Source organism: Bacillus solimangrovi, assembly GCF_001742425.1.
Taxonomy (GTDB): domain Bacteria; phylum Bacillota; class Bacilli; order Bacillales; family Bacillaceae_N; genus Bacillus_AV; species Bacillus_AV solimangrovi.
The window spans coordinates 14,126-31,707 of the sequence record NZ_MJEH01000022.1 but is presented as its reverse complement, the minus strand read 5'-3'; the positions used below and the strand labels follow the sequence as shown (position 1 = coordinate 31,707).

Genomic DNA, 17,582 nt, shown 5'->3' with positions numbered 1-17,582 from the left:
TATAGTATTAATCATTATCATACCAATAGTTTTTAGATTTTGGAAACTTTTTAATATAGAAACAATTACTGGCGGTATTTAGTTTTCCATAGAAAGTTAATTAAGTGTTAAAGTATGAGCTGAAATGTGAAAAATGATTAGTTAATGACATGATATAAGCTGAAATTTGGAATGCTATTAATGAACAATAAAGTTCGATATTTCATGAAATGAGGGATGAATAATGACAAGAGGTCAAAGTAAAAATCGCAAGGGAAGAAATCAAACATCTTTACCTCAAACACCTGAGAGTAATACGATACCAGATGGACGTGATATTGAATTCTCTCAAGAATTAGCAGACGAAGCAGATTTGAAAGCTCAAGAACGTTCAAATGCTGCAGATGCGAGAGCAAAGCAAAAGTAAGTTTTTGTATATCGAATATGTGAGAATACAGTATATAGATTATAAAAATCAGTTGTATGTTGTATTCTCATCATGTAACCATCGTTTTCTTAATCGAAAACGGTGGTTTTTATATAATTAACATATTCTTAATTTTTAAGAAATGTTTAGCTGCAGTCACTAATTACAAAAAATTATAAATCATTAACAATAAAATAAATTACAATACTATTATAACTTTATCTGATTGAGTGGAGAAATAGACTTGAATTTTAAAAAACAATATGTGGCTTTTAATTATACTGAATTTTCATAAAATTATAATATTTTTATTGACTATTATTGTAATTCGTTTATATAATACGGTATACATGATTGATAACGCTTACATAAGAGGGGAAGTGATAGTTTGCCTATATTAGAAGTAGAAAATGTGTCATTAAAATTTGGAGGAGTTAAGGCTTTGAATGATGTAACCTACCATGTAAATAAAGGTGAAATCTTTTCATTGATTGGTCCAAATGGAGCGGGAAAGACTAGTATGCTCAATTGTATTAGTGGGCTTTATAAACCTTCAAGTGGTTCAATTAAATTTAAGGGAAAAGACATCCTGGGCATGAAGCCTTACAATCGGACATCGCTTGGGATTGCGAGGGCATTTCAAAATATTGCATTATTTGAACACATGTCAGTACTTGATAATTTAAAGCTCGGACGGCACGTAAAAATGAAAACAGGTTTATTATCTGGAGGGATCTATTGGAGAAGTGCAGAAAAAGAAGAAGTACACCATCGACGCTCAGTGGAGGAAGTCATAGAGTTCTTAGAAATGCAAGACTACAGAAATACACCTGTTGGAACATTACCTTATGGATTGCAAAAACGAGTTGAAGTAGGTAGAGCACTAGCGTTGGAACCTGAATTAATTCTATTAGATGAACCAATGGCTGGTATGAATAATGCTGAAAAAGAAGATATGGCGCGCTTTATTTTAGATATGCATGAATTAAAAGGAATGACCGTATTCTTAATTGAACACGACATGGGAGTAATCATGGATCTTTCAGACCATATTGCGGTGCTTGATTTTGGGGAAAGAATTGGATTTGGTACATCAAAAGAAATACAAAAGAATCCGAATGTTATTCGTGCATATTTAGGAGAACAAGAAGAAGTAAGCTAAAGGGGAGATATGAGTATGTCTCAACAAACATTACCGTACTTACTGCTTCAAAAGGCAAAAGTGGAAGGGAAGAAGACGGCATTTCGACAAAAGGATCTAGGGATATGGAATGAGTGGACGTGGAGTGATTATTATACATCGGTTCAAGCGTTAGCTATCGGCTTAAAAGAGTTATACGATATCAATAAGTCAGATGTGATTGGCATTATAGGTGATAATCGACCTGAATGGTTAGTGGCACAATTAGCTATTCAATCAATTGGTGCAATACCAGCTGGTATATTCCAGGATGCTACTCCAGAACAGCTCATTCATTACATCGAAGCAAGTAAATCAAAATTATTAATTGTTGAAGACCAAGAGCAAGTTGATAAAGTATTAGAAATTATTGATACTCTTCCTCAAATTGAAGCAATTATATATTATGACGATAAAGGATTACGAAAGTATAACCATAAAAAATTATCATATTTTAAAAAAATTCAAGAAAAAGGAATTAGTTACTTAAGTACACAACCTATGATACTTGAAGAAACAATCCAACAAATTCAGCCTACAGATATTGCCCTCATCGCATTTACTTCAGGAGCAACTCAACGTTCAAAAGCTGCAAAAATTACTCATCAAAATATTATTGAAACTGCCTTAGCAATCGATCATGTCGATTCAGTATATGAAAGTTATGATTATTTGTCTTTTCTATCACTTGCATGGGTATGTGAACAAGTGATTGCAGTTGGACTTTCGTTAACGAAAGGAATGACGATTAATTTCCCAGAAGAACCTTCAACAGTATTGAATGATCTACGTGAAATTGGTCCTCACATCATTCAAGCACCTCCAAGGTTTTATGAAAATACGATTGCACGATTCGAGGTGAGAATGGGAGATTCAACACGTTTTAAAAAGAAAGTTTTTTCAATGTTTGAACCACTAATAAAAGAAATGGCATGTACAAAACTGAGCAACCAGTCAGTCTCTAAAGTACCAAAATTTAAGTATTTAATGGGTGATTACCTTTTGTTTAGTGCAATACGTGATCATCTAGGTTTATCAAGACTTAAACGAGCATATGTCAGTGGGGGTTCAATTAGTTCAGAAGTGTTTGAATTCTTCCATGGAATTGGCGTGAATGTCAAGCAAACTTACGGTACTGTTGAGACGACTGGATTTGCTTCTATTCAGATGGATGGGCATGTCAATACAGAGGCAGCAGGAGTACCGTTACGATCTACCTCAATTTCATTAACAGAGGATAAAGAGGTTATTGTTCAAGGTTCAGGTGTTTTTGATGGTTACGTTGATGAAGTATCCACTTCTTCTGAATTCAGAACTGGAGACCACGGCCGTTTAGACAAAGACGAACTTGTCATTACAGATCGTTTCGATGAATTGATCATAACTCCTACAGGAGATCATGTGTCATCAACTTGGATAGAAAGTAAGTTGAGAAGAGGTGCTTACATTCAGGAAGCTGTAGTGTTTGGAAAAGATCGACCGTATATTACTGCTATGTTAAATATAAATATGGCAAGTGTCGGTCGTTGGGCTGAAAAAAATCAAATTACGTATACAACATATAGTGATTTAACAAAAACATCTGAGGTTATAGAGCTTATTCGTAATGAAGTAGCTGAAATTATGAAAACAATACCTCCAGAATCAACTATAAAACGGTTTGTTATTTTACCTCATGAGTTAGACGTTTCAAAAGGAGAGATGACGCCAACACAGAAAATTGTAAGAGAGGTTGTGGCATTAAACTATAAAGATTATCTAGTTGCATTATATCAACACGAGTCAGACGATGATGATATTAGTCAATCCTCAAAGTATCCAGTTCAATTAGACGACGAGAAATCACTAGTACAAATCATTTCATTAGAAATGTCACAGGGGGTGGCTTAAGTTGGTATTTTTTATACAGATGCTTGTAAGTGGAATTGTCGTAGGCAGTATTTATGCACTTGTTGCATTAGGTTTCGTATTAATCTATAAAGCAAGTGATGCACTCAATTTAGCAAATGGTGAATTTGTTTTAATCGGATCTTACATCTGTTTAACGTTAGTAACCATCTTAAAGTTACCCTTTTTACTCGCTTTACTAATTACATTACTATTTAACGCATTGCTTGGTTTAGTAGTTGAACGACTCGTCTTAAGACCGTTAATTAATGCGCCTACAATTTCAATAATAATGGCGACTATAGGATTAGCAAATTTATTAGCAGGACTTGTGCATATTATTTGGGGACATCAGACACGAATGTATCCACAAATTTTTCCTAATACACCTGTTACGATAGGTGAGGTCATTATTACACCAGTATATTTATGGTCATTTGTCATTGTTATGGCTTTATTGGTTATTTTTACAATTTTCTTCAAATTTTCAAAAATGGGAATTGCTATGAGAGCTGTTGCAGATGATTTACAAGCGGCTGCATCGATGGGGATAAGTGTTAAAAAAGTATTCGCAGCAACATGGGCAATTGCATCAGTAGTAGCAGCTGTTGGAGGTGTGTTACTAGGAAACATCAATGGTGTAAATGCTACAATGTCAGTTATTGGATTAACTGTATTGCCTGTTGTAATTTTAGGTGGTCTTGATAGTATCCCTGGAGCAATTGTTGGAGGGTTTTTAATTGGAATTCTTCAAAGTATGGCCGGTGGATATTTAGATCCACTTGTCGGAGGCGGGTTGAAAGATGTTTTTCCTTTCATTATCGTAATTCTAATTTTAATGATCAAACCATATGGGTTGTTTGGTAAAGGTGGAATTGAGAGGGTGTGACAAATTGAGAAACCCATTTGTAATGGAATGTGGCACATATAAGACGCGTTATAGCCAAGATATGGCGATATTTACTATCCCTAGAGTGAGAAGAAGAATGCTAGTTTTAGTTGCATTAGCATTTATCTTTCCATTAATTTCAACAAAATATATTGTTGGACTTGCAACATTATGTGCAATTGCATCAATTGGTGCAGTTGGATTGAATATACTAACGGGGTTTACAGGACAAATTTCTATAGGTGTAGGTGCATTTCTAGGTGTTGGTGGATACACTTCAGCCATTTTAACGAGTACATTAGGGTGGAGTTTTTGGATTTCTATTCCGATGGCAGGTCTAATTACTGCATTAGTAGGTGCTCTATTTGGTATTCCTTCATTACGTTTAAAAGGTTTGTACTTAGCAATTGCGACACTTGCAGCTCAGTTTATTATTTTGTTTGTTATTAGCCGTTGGACAGGTCTTACTGGTGGTACGTCAGGTATGGTTCTTCAACGACCATCTATAGGCAGTTTCAGCTTCATGTCAGCAAACAGCTACTATTATATTTGTCTAATTACATTAGTATTGACTGTCATCTATAGCTTAAACCTGTTTCGAAGTCGAATAGGTAGAGCTTTCTTGGCTGTACGAGATCGAGATGTAGCAGCTCAAATTATGGGGATTAATCTGTTTAAGTATAAGGTTTTATCATTTGGGATTAGTTCTTTTTTTGTTGGGATAGCAGGTGCTCTTCTTGCTCATTACACTATGATCGTGAGTCCTGAGTTATATAGTATTGACGTATCTATACAATATTTAGCAATGATACTCGTTGGTGGTTTAGGAAGTATTTTAGGCTCAATTTTGGGCGCAATCTTTATTACGCTATTACCAGTTGGACTTGGTTCAATGGTGGATGTTATTGCGTACTTTTTGCCGAATTTGCAAAATGCATTAGCTGCTTTTCAAGAGTTAGTTTTTGGTTTAATCATCATTCTGTTTCTCATTTTCGAACCTGGTGGATTGGCACATATATGGAGTAATATTAAGAATTACTTCAAAAATTGGCCTTTTTCTTACTAAATAAAATAAATTGAATATCAAAACATTTCATATGTTTTGTTCAACATTTTAGAAGAAAATTAAGGGGGAAAAGAAATGAAAAGTAGTTGGAAAAAGTCTTGGTTGCTAATGACGTGTATTGTTTTTGCAATGCTAATTTTGTCAGCTTGTGGGGGTCAATCTAGTAATGCACCAGCCACTTCAACAGACGGAACAACAGATGATAATGGAACAGAAGAAAGTAAAGTAGTAAGAGTAGGTGCATTGTTTGATATTACAGGTGGTACTGGTGATGTAGGAACACCTTATGCTGAAGGTGAACAAGCTTATTATAAGTATTTAAATAGTAAAGGCGGTATAAATGGAATCAAGATTGAGTTATTTGGAGACGATTATGCGTACGATATTGCAAAGGGGCAACGTTTATATCAAGAATTACGTGATAAGGACAACGTAGTAGCAGTTCTTGGATGGGGAACAGCTGATACAGAAGCATTACGCCAACAAGTTGCACATGATAACTTACCATACTTTTCAGCTTCGTATTCGGAGAATTTAAAAGATTTAAAAGAAAGTCCGTATAATTTCTTAACTGCTGCTACATATTCTGATCAAGGTCGTGCAGTAGTAAAGTGGATAAAAGAAAACCATACGGGTGATGGAGAGCCGACATTAGCGTTACTATACAATGACACTGCTTTTGGACGTTCACCAATCGAAGATATTAAAACGTTCGCTGATGAGATTGGTGTAAACATCGTTGATGAACAAGTTATTCCAGTCACTGCTACTGAGGCACAATCACAAATGTTAAACATGAAGAAGAAGAATCCGCAATATGCGATTATTCAACAAACATGGGGAGCAACAGCAACAATTTTACGTGAAGCACAAACGTTAGGAATTGATACACAATTTATTGGTTTGAATTGGGCTACTGGTGAAGGGGTAATTGATATTGCAGGGAATACAGCAGAAGGAATGCTAGGTGTCGTAACACATGCATTTCCATATGAAGACCTAGAAGGTATGAACGAAATTAAAGAATACTTAGAATCTGAAGGGAAAAGCATGGCCGACATTAGCCAGAAGTTTGTTCAAGGTTGGGTAACTGCGAAGATTATGGCTCAAGGTATTGCAAATGCTGAAGAACTAACAGGTGAAGGAATCAGATTGGGGCTTGAAAAAATTAATAATTTGAATTTAGGAGGATTGGCTGCACCAGTTTCGTTTAGTGCTGATAATCATTCTGGTACAAATCAAATTCGTTTAGCTGAAGTGAAAAATGGAAAGTTTGAAATTGTTGAAGATTACTTCAGTTACGAGGATTAATCGTTAAAAGGAGGCGGATGCCTCCTTTATTCAGTATTATTACAATCTAATGAAGGAGGTATGTGTATTGTTACGGATTAATAATATAGAAGTTGTTTATTCAAAAATGATCCTCGTTTTAAAAGGGATGACCTTAGAGGTACCAACGGGTAAAATAGTTGCTTTATTAGGTAGTAATGGTGCAGGGAAGTCAACGACTTTAAAAGCTATTTCAGGTCTCCTAAGTGGAGAGGGTGGCCAAGTAACGAAAGGATCAATTACGTTTAATAGTGAAGATATTACGAAATTGAGTGCGGATGAGATTGTGAAAAAGGGAGTATTTCAAAGTATGGAAGGCAGGAGAGTATTTAAACATCTTACAGTTGAAGAAAATCTACTTGCTGGTGCACATACTAGAAAAGATCGTAATCATTTGAAGCAAGAAATGGAGCGGGTATATCATTATTTTCCGAAATTAAAGATGTTGCATGCTCGTCATGCGGGTCTACTCTCCGGGGGAGAACAGCAAATGTTAGCTATCGGTCGGGGCATTATGGCAAAACCTAAACTGCTACTGTTAGACGAACCATCACTGGGCATCGCACCTTTACTAGTTAAAGAAATCTTCCAAAATATTAAACAAATAAATATAGAAGAAGGAACATCTATCCTTGTAGTAGAACAAAACGCAAACGTTGCACTTTCAATCGCGGATTATGGTTATATTATTGAAGATGGGAGAAGTGTGATGGAAGCTCCTGTAGTATCGTTACTCTCTAATAAGGAAGTTCAAGAGCATTATCTTGGAATGAGTGACGATGGACGTAAAAATTATCGAGAGGTAAAATCATATCGTAAAAAAAAGCGGTGGGTTTAACTTGAAAAATGCATGTAGCAGAGTTTGCTTCAGCTATATGCATTTTTTGTATGTTCTAATACTTATGATACTAGAATTCAAAATTAAATTGTATGTAAGGGAGAATTGAAATCGTGCTCAAACTATCAAAAGTAGTATTTGTCTTCACATTAGTAATTATATTATTCTAAACAAACCATTTCTCTCGTTTGGCAAAATTAGTGGAGAAATTTAGATTGAGGTCAATGACTTAGAACGTGAACTTCATAATAGTACAAATTCAGACCAGAATTACGAGTATTTCATGGATAGTTTGATTTAAGCTGTAAAGGGATATGAGATGATGTTCAGTGCACAGGCTATGGTAGCGGATATTTTATATGGTATAATTTGGTTTAAATTATTACGAAGTATAAAATGTTTAGGAGCTTTAAGATGACAATATATGAACAAATAAAAGAGTATTGTAAAGGAAAAATGAATCAAATAATAGAGGTTCATGAAATTAAGCGACAATTAAAGTGCAAGTATGGTACTAATCCTGATAGTGTTATCCTGTCAGACTACTGTTATAATCGCTACAATAAAGGAATAGTGTTTGATAAACATCTTTTTCAATATATTAATCGAAATTCCTACAAATATATAGGTGAAAATTATCCTTACACTGGGTTGATTTTCCACAAACCTAAAGGGAAAGATGTAGAAGATGTTGTTGGGGAATGGAATAATGGAAAGAAAACAATATTTGAAGAACTGATCCAAAATAGTCCTTCATTGAATAAATATGGAAACATAAGTAACAACCAAATTATTAAGCTTTATGAAGAGTATAACCAAATATTGAAATATGAAATGAGTCTATTAAATTGTAAACCAACTGAATTAAGACATTTATTAGGAAGAATTGGAGAGTTTCTTTGCGCTATTCATACGAACGGTAGTTTAGCTAGACAACCGAACCAACATGGCTTTGATGTAATGAGTAATGGAAGGCGGATTAGTGTAAAAACGACAGCACAGACAAGTGGTTTTATTACAATTAATCAAAATACATTTGACGATTTTGACGATTTTTTTGTGGTTCAATATATAAGAGACGAATTTAAGATAATTTATTATGGCTCAAAAGAAAATATTCAAGGTATTGCACGAACATATGGAAACAAGTATGAAATCGATATTAAACGATTAAAAACCTTAGGAGAAAATTAATTGAAGTCGTAGAATTGTTTAATAAGAAATGTGCTGCTGTAGAGTTAACCACTCTTGGAATTGATCCAATAGTTCAAATTTTTCTAACGCTAAGAAAGGATGAATGGATAGTCTCTGAAATAATGAAATCAATTCAAGTATGGTAACAGTTTTAGAAAATGTGTGTACCTATGTCAAATTCAATTTTTTAACTTGAAATTGACATAGGTACAGTAATTCGAAAAAGAATAGGCAGGAAAAAATGGTCTTCCTACATCTATATTGTTAGTTTCTTTTTGCTATAGAGGTATACAAAGCCATATGCGAAAATAATTCCAAATATAAATGCTAATCCTGATATTAGATATTCTCCACATATAAAAATTAATACACTGAACAATGTTACTTGAATGCACAATAAACGAGAAAGTAGATTTTGAAAAGCTTTCAATTTGTAAGTATGACTAGTAGGGTACAAATAAATCCAAATTTTAAGATGGTGATGTTTCCATAATGATAGAAGCTGAAAACCTGTTAGAAACAGAACGACTAAAACAAGTATAACTTGTCCGTATCTAAAAGCTGAAAAATAAACAATAAATCCACCGATTAACGTTAATCGGATGTACAAGTTGAAATAATCTCCACTTCTAATAAATGCAATAGTAAAGAGTTTATAAAATGTTTGATTTTGACTATAAGAGATTCTACTTGAAAAAAAGTCTAGAAATTTTCTCCTTTTTACTTGTTCTTTTAGTTTTGGAACGTCTATGAAAAAATTTGCAAATCGATAAAACGATGTCATTCGTTGTTGGTTTTGTTTAATTAAGAATTCCCACTTCAATCCTTTTTGTTTGGCTTCTCTTTTGAAAAAAATATATAACCCTATTAAAAGTACAATTTCAATCATCCAAAAGAGATTAGATACATTTGAAAATAAAAAATATAAGAGGACCGTATTAATAGCGAAACGTACGCATGAATCAATGATATGAACTTGTTTTTCTGAATAAAATTGAACCCACCACTTAATCAGGATGTTAAGTAGTTTTGTAATTGACATAATAAAAAGAAATTTGAAAAATGATTGTACAACACCATCATATACTCTTGAATATAGTGGCATGGTTACGCTTAAACAGATGATAATGATGAATAATTGTACTGAATAACTTAGTATGATTGAATTATTGAAATAAGTGATTAACTTTTTTTCTAAAGGTAATAGAAAGATGTGATCAGCTTCTTTAAGAAACGTGAAAATTGGACTATATGTTAGGACCATTGCTAGGATAAAGGCCAACAGAAAAGCTATTGGGAAATTGTCAGAAATGTTCTTTATCCATTCAAGATAATAATAAAGAAGGAACCCCAAACCAATAATTATAACATTTATTAGTTGGCTTACGACATATTTGTAATACTTCCATAGTTCTTTATATGTATTTTCTAAGCGATTTCGCCAAAAAGAATTTGCATCAAACATATACTCCATCCTTACTGAATTGGAAATGTCATTCATTTATGATTAGTAACTATGTTTATTACTTTAATTATAACTGATAAATACATGATTACATTATTAAGTGTAATAAAATTAAATTAATTGTAAGTAATTGTATTCCATTCAACTCATTTAGTACCAACTAATAATATCAAGTGTTATAATATGATGAATATTCTGATATAAGATATTTGTAAGGGAGAGTTAATAATGTTGGACATACAAAAAATCAAAGAAGTAATTATGCATCGTTACCCATTTCTCTTAGTGGATCAAATTATAGAAATAGAAGAAGGAAAAAGGGCAATTGGTGTAAAAAATGTTACGAGTAATGAACAGTTTTTTAATGGGCATTTCTCTAATTATCCAGTCATGCCAGGAGTATTAATTGTAGAGGCATTAGCACAGGTAAGTGCCGTCATTATGCTTACGAAAGAAGGAAATGAAGGGAGATTAGGACTTCTAGCAGGTATAGATAAATGTCGTTTTAAAAGGCAAGTAAAACCAGGCGATCAACTTTGTCTTGAAGTAGAAATAACTCGTTTAAAAGGTCCTATTGGTAAAGGGAAAGGTGTTGCAACGGTTGATGGTGAACTAGTATGTGAGACAGAACTAATCTTTGCTTTCGGTGATTAATGATTTTATAAACTTGTCAGGAGATATATTATGCAAATTTCATTAATAAGGCATGGAAAATCAAAATGTATTGATAATGAGCGAATGACGAGTAACGAGTTTCAAGATTGGATAAAAAAGTACGATTCGTCTGGCGTTTTCGAAGAAACAGCTTATCCGTCAAAAACTCAGTCAATAGTGGGATCAGCACAAATTATTATAACAAGTGACTTAACAAGATCGATAGAATCGGCAAAGTTGTTAAATTCAAATATACAAGTACATTCGAATTCATTATTTCGTGAAACAGAATTGCCAATTCCAAATAATAAATATTGGGATATAAAATTAAGCCCTGTTATCTGGGCAACATTATTAAGGTGTCTATGGTTTAGTGGATATTCAAGCAATTGTGAATCTTTAAGTAGTGCAAAAAATCGAGCCACAAAAGCAACCCAATTATTAATTAAATATGCTAATGAACATTCATCTGTCGTTTTGGTTGGACATGGATTTCTTAATAAATTAATCGCTAAGGAACTTAAAAAAATGGGGTGGCAAAGTACGAATAGGACAAGTTACAAGCATTGGAGTTGTTCTGCATTTTCTATGTAAAACAATAAGTGTTTTGATGTTAGTAGGTTGAACCCTTTTGTTACAAAGGTGATTATAAACAGTTAAAAAAAGTAAAAGGTTGATACATATTATGCTTAGATAATATATATCAACCTCTATTTTAATGCTTTTCAGTAAAAGCATTATTCAAATTTATTATAAACTGTTATGTCTTCAACTGGAAAACGAGTTGTCTTGTGTGCATCTTCAGCTCTTTTACCAATACTTAACAGCATAACAGGTAGATAACGCTTAGGAATATTAAATGTTTTAACAAGTTGTTCACTATCATAACCAGCCATAGAACATGTATCATAGCCTCTTGCTTTTGCAATTAGCATAAGCTGCATAGCAGCCAGTGATGGATTACATATAGCTGAATCATGAGCAACTTGAGGGGATTGGTATGCTCCATTTATTTGATCGACAATATTTTTTTTTATTTCTTCGGTCATGATCCCTATTTGTACAGCCTCGTCGTAAACTCGTTCAACATTTTTATTGGCCTCAAGATCACCTAATATTACGATAACGGCTGATGCATCAACGACTTGTTGTTGGTTATAAGCAATTGGTAATAATGTTTTCTTCATCTCATCTTCATCTAAAACAAAAAACTTCCAATGTTGAAGATTCCATGCTGATGGTGCTTTAGCAGCTTCTTGAATCATGTCATTCAGTTCTTTTCTGTCAATTTTAACAGTTGGATCATATACACGAATAGCGTGTCTTTCATTGATAACTGTACTCAAATCTGCTGTTTGGTTTGTCATAGTTTCTCTCCTTGTATGTCGATGAAAATTAATAAAGCTTCTATTAAAACAATATAGTTATTTGAAGCTCCAATTTATTATTATCCATCAGAATATATCTAATACTTAAATTTATCACTGATCAAAATTGAATGAAGTAATTAAGACATCTAGTAAGTGATGTGAACTATATGGTTATTATTGTTGTCCTTTAACTTCGGGTAGTGACAAAGTATTAATTAGAAGAAGTAAGGTAATAAGGTTCGTGTCACTTTTTATTATTCGTTATTTCTTCTCGTTCGTTAAATAGTATAAGGATACTTGAGGAGGTATTTTTTACATAATATGCACCGTTACTAATTTTAGAGGCACTTGACGCTATAGCAAGAGAAAGTAACATGATTAAAAAACCTATAAGTATAAATTGTTTCATAAAATTATTATCTCCTTTAAAGTTTCAGTTATGAATGAAAAAAGTAGTTTTTATCACGATTTCATACAATTAAAAAATGTAAGGTTGAAATGACTATTTGGTAATTAAAACAAAAAGTATATCTACATAATCTATCATTTTTACCTGAACTAAGTGTGTAGTTTATCTGATTTTTATGTGAAGTTTTAATATAGAAATAGATTTATTATACTAATTTTTATTACGGGTTTACCAAATAGTTATTAAAATAACCTTCTGTGCCTTTTAGTAGATGCATTGTTTATAGGTAATACTCTCCAATTCTGACTAGCAATACTATCTTCACATAGAATACACATTAGAGTGAGATAATATCTTCAATGAAATTGGAATGAACATATTATTAATAGGCATGGTGATTGTTATGAATTCGATTCTCGTCATTGAAGATGACAACGATATACGCGAACTTATTAGCGAATTTTTGTTGACACAAGATTATAAAGTGATGTTAGCAAGTGATGGACTTGAGGGGTTTAATATATTTCAGCAAAATGACGAGTTTAATCTAATTATTATGGATGTAATGATGCCAAATATGGATGGTTTTCAATTATGTCAATTGATCCGTAAAAAATCTGATGTACCGATTATTATGCTTACTGCATTAGAAGATGATTTGGATCAAATAAAGGGATTTGAGTTAGGTGTGGACGATTACATTACGAAGCCATTTTCTTTTCAGATTCTAATTAAACGAGTCGAAGCTGTGTTAAGAAGAAATAATCAAATTAAAATCAATAATCTGTCAAAACTAACATATAAAAATCTCTTGCTAAATTTACAATCATTTGAAGCATATGATGAGAGTGAACTCATTGATTTAACAATGAAAGAATTTGAGTTGTTACAGATTTTAATGGAGAACATAGGAAAAGTAATTACGAGAGAAGTTATGCTTGATAAGTTATGGGGATACAATTATTACGGGGATTCTAGAGTAATTGATACACATATTAAAAATCTTCGAAAAAAATTAAAGGGAGATTACATTAAAACAGTTAAAGGGCTTGGGTATAAAATTGATGAATAGATTTTTTACTCATGTAAAGAAAAAAGGTATCGTTACTAAAATTTTTATCATAACGACGGCATTGTTGTTAATTACTTCATTAATTATTTATTTTGCAATTTATATTTTTCTACCTGGCTTTTATAAAGAATATAAGGTGAGCAGGTTAGAGATGGGTTTATCAGATCTTGTTAAGGAAGCAGAGGACAGCGGTTTAGGTGAATTTTTCTCTTTAATTGACGAACTAGAACAGGAGCATAATGCATCCGTTACAATATATACCCCTGATAAAAAGTATGGTTTTTATATACCTTCAAAAGACTTGCATTATCAAGGTTCCTTTGAGCAACATGTATTAGAACAGTTTGTTTCTATAGAAGATGATCAAGATTTTATTTTAAGTGTAAGGCAAACACTGCAGCCAGTTGATGAAGCACAAAGAGCTATTTTGAATTTTTTACCATATTTAATATCCATCAATATAATTATTTCGGTTATTGCTGCACTGTTCTATGCAAAGATGTTATCGAAACCGTTACTTGAGGTTAATTCTGTGGCAAAAAAAATGGCTCAACTTGATTTCTCTACTAAAAGTGAATATAAATCAAAGGATGAGTTGGGAGAATTATCAGATAGCTTGAATTATATGGCATCTAGTTTGCAAAGAACGATGAGGAACTTACATGATGCAAATGAGAAGTTAAAAGAAGAGATTGAACATGAGCGAAAGATAGAGGAAGAGAGAAAAGATTTATTTGCAACAATTTCACATGAACTAAAGTCCCCCATTACGATTGTAAAAGGACAATTGGAAGGTATGATATACAATATTGGAGTCTATAAGGACCGTGACAGTTATTTAAAACGTGCTTTTGAAAGTATGGAGCATTTAGAAGGGCTTGTCAGGGAAATCTTACATTTAACGAAAATAGACCAAGTAGGATTCAATACAACGATATCTGAAACGAATATTTCAGAAAGTATAGAAAATATAGTAGACTCTTTTCATTTTTATACTTCTGAGAAACATCTGGATGTCAAGTTTGTATCAAAAGAAGAGATTATTATTCAAACCGACAAAAAACTTGTAGAGAAAGCGTTGCGTAATATTATTCATAATGCGATGATGTATTCGCCAAATGGTGCTGATATTCGTATAACGTGTATAGAAGAGGCGACAACAGTTCATATTCATGTATTTAACTCACATGTGAAAATTGAAGAAGACCAAATCGATATAATTTTTGAGCCATTTAAGAGGTTAGAAAAGTCGAGAAATCGTAATACTGGTGGAAGCGGTCTCGGATTGTATTTAGTTAAACGTATTTTTGAACAGTTAAATATTCAATATGCATTAACAAATGAACAAGATGGAGTTATGTTCTCTATTCGTATTCCTAAAACTGAATAATATGATAATAAAAAATTGAGAGATCATACTTTGAAAAGTAGTATAAAAATGTTAATCGTTACTTTGCTTAAATATCTTAATAGAGAAGCTATATCAATTATTATAATTTGATATAGCTTTTTAAATTTGAGAGAAAGTGCAAAGTAAATATTGAATTGTTTGTTCATTAAATATGATGAAACTAGTGAAAAATAATAATTGTTTAAAATATCAAAGACAATTTAAACATATTGTTGCATAAGGTCAGCTTTTTAGTTAAAATTACAGAATATTATAAATAATATAACAATTTTTGGAGGGGGATGACAATGAGTAAGAAATGTAAAGCGATATTTTCTATCCTAACTGTAATATCATTTATTATTGTTTCTGCATGTAGTAGTGGCTCAAATAGTGAAAAAACATCTGCACCAAGTGAAGATGGTATTGTGAATGCCAAAATAGGGGTGATTTCATGGTTAACAGGAGCTGGTGCAGGGTATGGCGAAGCAATTACAAATGGTTTTAAATTAGCTACAAACGAAATTAATGAGAAAGGTGAAGTACATATTGAATTAATTACTGAAGATTCGGCTGGAAAGCAGGAACAAGCATTATCATCAGCCCAAAAACTGATGAACTCAGAAAATGTTTCAGCAATACTAGGACCAACGCTGAGTACTGAAATGAAAGTCGTTGCTCCAGAAGCTGATTTAAATGGTGTGCCGATTATGGGCACATCAACAACTGCTACTGGAATTCCACAAATTGGTGAATATGTATTTAGGAATTCAATTCCTGAATCATTGGCGATTCCTGCATCAATTGATAAAGCAGTTAAAGCCTATGATGTGAAAAAAGTTGCAATTATATACGGAAATGATGACGTTTTCACAAAGTCAGGATTTGATACGATGAAACAAGTTGCTGAAGAAATGGGATTAGAAATAACGACGATTGAAACATTCCAAAAAGGTCAAGCAGATTACAATGCGCAATTAACTAAAATTAAAGGGACGAACCCAGATCTAATTTTAGCATCTGCCTTATATAATGAGGGGGCAGTTATTATGAACCAAGCAAGAAAAATGGGGATCGATGTTCCGTTTGTAGGTGGAAATGGTTTCAACTCACCTGAAGTGATTAGTATTGCAGGTGATGCATCAAATGGCTTAATCGTAGCAACGCCATGGTACGGGGGAAGTGAAGACGAAAAAGTTCAAGAATTTGTTCGTAAATATACAGAAGCATATGGGAAGGAACCGGATCAATTTGCTGCACAAGCATATGATGCCATGTACATTTTAGCTGATGCACTCAAAAGAGCTACTAGTAGTGATCGTGAACAGATTCGAAATGCGTTAGCAGAGACAGGTGGTTTTGAAGGAATCTTAGGCGAAATGTCCTTTGATGAAGATGGAGATATTGTTATGAATCCGACTGTACTAGTAATTAAAGGTGGTACATTCCAACTATTTGAATAAAGAAAATATTTAAGAGAGTGATTGTTCACTCTCTTAAACTTTCGTTTTATTTTGAATACATTGAAAGAGGTGAGTTGAACATGTTTTTAGAGCAGCTAATCAATGGGTTAACTTTAGGAAGCATTTATGCAATTGTTGCGTTAGGATACACACTTGTATTTGGTGTCTTAGGAATTATCAATATGGCACATGGAGAAATTTTTATGTTTGGAGCTTTTATGGGCGTAGTCATCACATATACGTTAGAGCTCCCGCTAGTTTTAGCGTTTGCTGTGGCAATTGTTATTACTGGTATTTTAGGGCTATTTCTAGAGTGGTTGGCATTGCGACCTCTGCGCGGAAAAAAAGGTGTATCACATTTAGCGCCATTAATTAGTACGATTGGAGTATCTATCTTTTTAGAAAACTTAGCACACCATCTGTTTGGTGCAGGTAATCACCCGTTTCGTACTTCGTTTTCTGAATTGAGTTTTCAAATAGGCTCAGTAACAGTATACGCCGTTCAATTAGTCATTTTTATAATTGCAATTATTCTTATGGTAGGACTATCTTTCTGGTTATCAAAAACAAAGGCTGGTAAAGCACTTCGTGCATGTGCTGAGGATTTGGACGCAGCGAGTCTGTTAGGTGTTAATACGAAAAAAATGATTACAATGACTGTAATAATCGCCTCAGCAATGGGAGGAATTGCAGGAGTTCTTGTTGGAATGGCATTCAATTCTGTAACCCCACAAATGGGATTATCGATGGGATTGAAAGGGCTTGCAATAATTATTTTAGGTGGCATGGGCAGTATCCGGGGTGCGATGTTTGGTGGTTTAATTCTCGGTCTATCAGAGACAATGATCGTTGTTTTTGGTGAATCAGGTTACCGTGATGCGATTGCATTTGTAGCAATTATAATAATTTTACTCGTTCGTCCACAAGGATTATTTGGACAAGCTGAGCCTGAGGCGAGGAGGTGATTCTT

The 17,582-nt window shown here is 33.2% G+C and carries 16 protein-coding genes; 14 read left to right on the top strand and 2 right to left on the bottom strand.

The window, feature by feature from the left end; genetic code table 11:
• Positions 1-223: 223 nt before the first annotated feature.
• From BFG57_RS08870 to BFG57_RS08835, 8 genes are all read left to right on the top strand, one after another.
• Positions 224-406 carry a YfhD family protein gene (locus BFG57_RS08870; protein ID WP_069717134.1) on the top strand — a complete coding sequence of 61 codons (183 nt, stop codon included), beginning with the start codon at positions 224-226 and terminating at the stop codon, positions 404-406.
• Between the two features lie 388 nt (positions 407-794).
• Positions 795-1,568 (top strand): ABC transporter ATP-binding protein, encoded by a 774-nt coding sequence (locus BFG57_RS08865; protein WP_069717133.1) that lies wholly within the window; start codon positions 795-797, stop codon positions 1,566-1,568.
• 15 nt (positions 1,569-1,583) lie between these two features.
• A complete protein-coding gene (locus tag BFG57_RS08860; protein WP_175428304.1) occupies positions 1,584-3,476 on the top strand; it encodes an AMP-binding protein in 1,893 nt (630 codons plus the stop codon).
• A 1-nt stretch (position 3,477) separates the two neighbouring features.
• The gene (locus BFG57_RS08855) at positions 3,478-4,362 is read left to right on the top strand and encodes a branched-chain amino acid ABC transporter permease (RefSeq protein WP_069717131.1); all 885 of its coding nucleotides are present in this window, start codon (positions 3,478-3,480) and stop codon (positions 4,360-4,362) included.
• 4 nt (positions 4,363-4,366) lie between these two features.
• The gene (locus BFG57_RS08850) at positions 4,367-5,428 is read left to right on the top strand and encodes a branched-chain amino acid ABC transporter permease (RefSeq protein WP_069717130.1); all 1,062 of its coding nucleotides are present in this window, start codon (positions 4,367-4,369) and stop codon (positions 5,426-5,428) included.
• A gap of 75 nt (positions 5,429-5,503) precedes the next feature.
• On the top strand, positions 5,504-6,739 hold the full coding sequence (locus tag BFG57_RS08845) for an ABC transporter substrate-binding protein (RefSeq protein ID WP_069717129.1): 1,236 nt from the start codon (positions 5,504-5,506) through the stop codon (positions 6,737-6,739).
• A 67-nt stretch (positions 6,740-6,806) separates the two neighbouring features.
• The gene (locus BFG57_RS08840) at positions 6,807-7,595 is read left to right on the top strand and encodes an ABC transporter ATP-binding protein (RefSeq protein ID WP_069717128.1); all 789 of its coding nucleotides are present in this window, start codon (positions 6,807-6,809) and stop codon (positions 7,593-7,595) included.
• 414 nt (positions 7,596-8,009) lie between these two features.
• Positions 8,010-8,789, top strand: coding sequence for a DUF7225 domain-containing protein (locus BFG57_RS08835; protein ID WP_069717127.1), 780 nt, complete (start codon positions 8,010-8,012; stop codon positions 8,787-8,789).
• 256 nt (positions 8,790-9,045) lie between these two features.
• Here BFG57_RS08835 and BFG57_RS08830 read toward each other — a convergent pair whose 3' ends face one another.
• Positions 9,046-10,254 carry an ABC transporter permease gene (locus BFG57_RS08830; protein WP_069717126.1) on the bottom strand — a complete coding sequence of 403 codons (1,209 nt, stop codon included), beginning with the start codon at positions 10,252-10,254 and terminating at the stop codon, positions 9,046-9,048.
• A gap of 228 nt (positions 10,255-10,482) precedes the next feature.
• Here BFG57_RS08830 and fabZ point away from each other — a divergent pair, with 228 nt between their 5' ends.
• Both fabZ and BFG57_RS08820 read left to right on the top strand, forming a co-directional pair.
• The gene (gene fabZ, locus BFG57_RS08825; protein WP_069717125.1) at positions 10,483-10,908 is read left to right on the top strand and encodes a 3-hydroxyacyl-ACP dehydratase FabZ; all 426 of its coding nucleotides are present in this window, start codon (positions 10,483-10,485) and stop codon (positions 10,906-10,908) included.
• 30 nt (positions 10,909-10,938) lie between these two features.
• Positions 10,939-11,502 carry a histidine phosphatase family protein gene (locus BFG57_RS08820; RefSeq protein WP_069717124.1) on the top strand — a complete coding sequence of 188 codons (564 nt, stop codon included), beginning with the start codon at positions 10,939-10,941 and terminating at the stop codon, positions 11,500-11,502.
• A 143-nt stretch (positions 11,503-11,645) separates the two neighbouring features.
• Here the strand turns inward: BFG57_RS08820 and BFG57_RS08815 are convergent, their stop codons facing one another.
• Positions 11,646-12,275, bottom strand: coding sequence for a nitroreductase family protein (locus BFG57_RS08815; RefSeq protein ID WP_069717123.1), 630 nt, complete (start codon positions 12,273-12,275; stop codon positions 11,646-11,648).
• Positions 12,276-13,057: 782 nt separating this feature from the next.
• On the opposite strand from BFG57_RS08815, the gene BFG57_RS08810 reads away from it, so the two are divergent.
• The 4 genes from BFG57_RS08810 to BFG57_RS08795 all read left to right on the top strand — a co-directional run bounded on the left by BFG57_RS08810 (position 13,058) and on the right by BFG57_RS08795 (position 17,577).
• Positions 13,058-13,759: a response regulator transcription factor gene (locus BFG57_RS08810; protein WP_425388490.1), complete on the top strand. Its 702-nt coding sequence runs from the start codon at positions 13,058-13,060 to the stop codon at positions 13,757-13,759.
• Positions 13,752-15,149, top strand: coding sequence for a sensor histidine kinase (locus BFG57_RS08805; RefSeq protein ID WP_069717121.1), 1,398 nt, complete (start codon positions 13,752-13,754; stop codon positions 15,147-15,149). Before BFG57_RS08810 ends, BFG57_RS08805 begins: the two co-directional genes overlap by 8 nt.
• A 308-nt stretch (positions 15,150-15,457) precedes the next feature.
• Positions 15,458-16,612, top strand: a complete 1,155-nt coding sequence (locus tag BFG57_RS08800) for an ABC transporter substrate-binding protein (RefSeq protein ID WP_069717120.1) — start codon at positions 15,458-15,460, stop codon at positions 16,610-16,612.
• Between the two features lie 80 nt (positions 16,613-16,692).
• Positions 16,693-17,577 carry a branched-chain amino acid ABC transporter permease gene (locus BFG57_RS08795; RefSeq protein ID WP_069717119.1) on the top strand — a complete coding sequence of 295 codons (885 nt, stop codon included), beginning with the start codon at positions 16,693-16,695 and terminating at the stop codon, positions 17,575-17,577.
• The last annotated feature ends 5 nt before the right edge of the window (positions 17,578-17,582 follow it).

Coding starts and splice junctions, on each gene's coding strand:
- BFG57_RS08870 (WP_069717134.1), top strand. CDS start 224: ATGACAAGAGGTCAAAGTAAAAATCGCAAGGGAAGAAATCAAACATCT.
- BFG57_RS08860 (WP_175428304.1), top strand. CDS start 1,584: ATGTCTCAACAAACATTACCGTACTTACTGCTTCAAAAGGCAAAAGTG.
- BFG57_RS08845 (WP_069717129.1), top strand. CDS start 5,504: ATGAAAAGTAGTTGGAAAAAGTCTTGGTTGCTAATGACGTGTATTGTT.
- BFG57_RS08835 (WP_069717127.1), top strand. CDS start 8,010: ATGACAATATATGAACAAATAAAAGAGTATTGTAAAGGAAAAATGAAT.
- BFG57_RS08830 (WP_069717126.1), bottom strand. CDS start 10,254: ATGTTTGATGCAAATTCTTTTTGGCGAAATCGCTTAGAAAATACATAT.
- fabZ (WP_069717125.1), top strand. CDS start 10,483: ATGTTGGACATACAAAAAATCAAAGAAGTAATTATGCATCGTTACCCA.
- BFG57_RS08820 (WP_069717124.1), top strand. CDS start 10,939: ATGCAAATTTCATTAATAAGGCATGGAAAATCAAAATGTATTGATAAT.
- BFG57_RS08815 (WP_069717123.1), bottom strand. CDS start 12,275: ATGACAAACCAAACAGCAGATTTGAGTACAGTTATCAATGAAAGACAC.
- BFG57_RS08810 (WP_425388490.1), top strand. CDS start 13,058: ATGAACATATTATTAATAGGCATGGTGATTGTTATGAATTCGATTCTC.
- BFG57_RS08805 (WP_069717121.1), top strand. CDS start 13,752: ATGAATAGATTTTTTACTCATGTAAAGAAAAAAGGTATCGTTACTAAA.
- BFG57_RS08800 (WP_069717120.1), top strand. CDS start 15,458: ATGAGTAAGAAATGTAAAGCGATATTTTCTATCCTAACTGTAATATCA.
- BFG57_RS08795 (WP_069717119.1), top strand. CDS start 16,693: ATGTTTTTAGAGCAGCTAATCAATGGGTTAACTTTAGGAAGCATTTAT.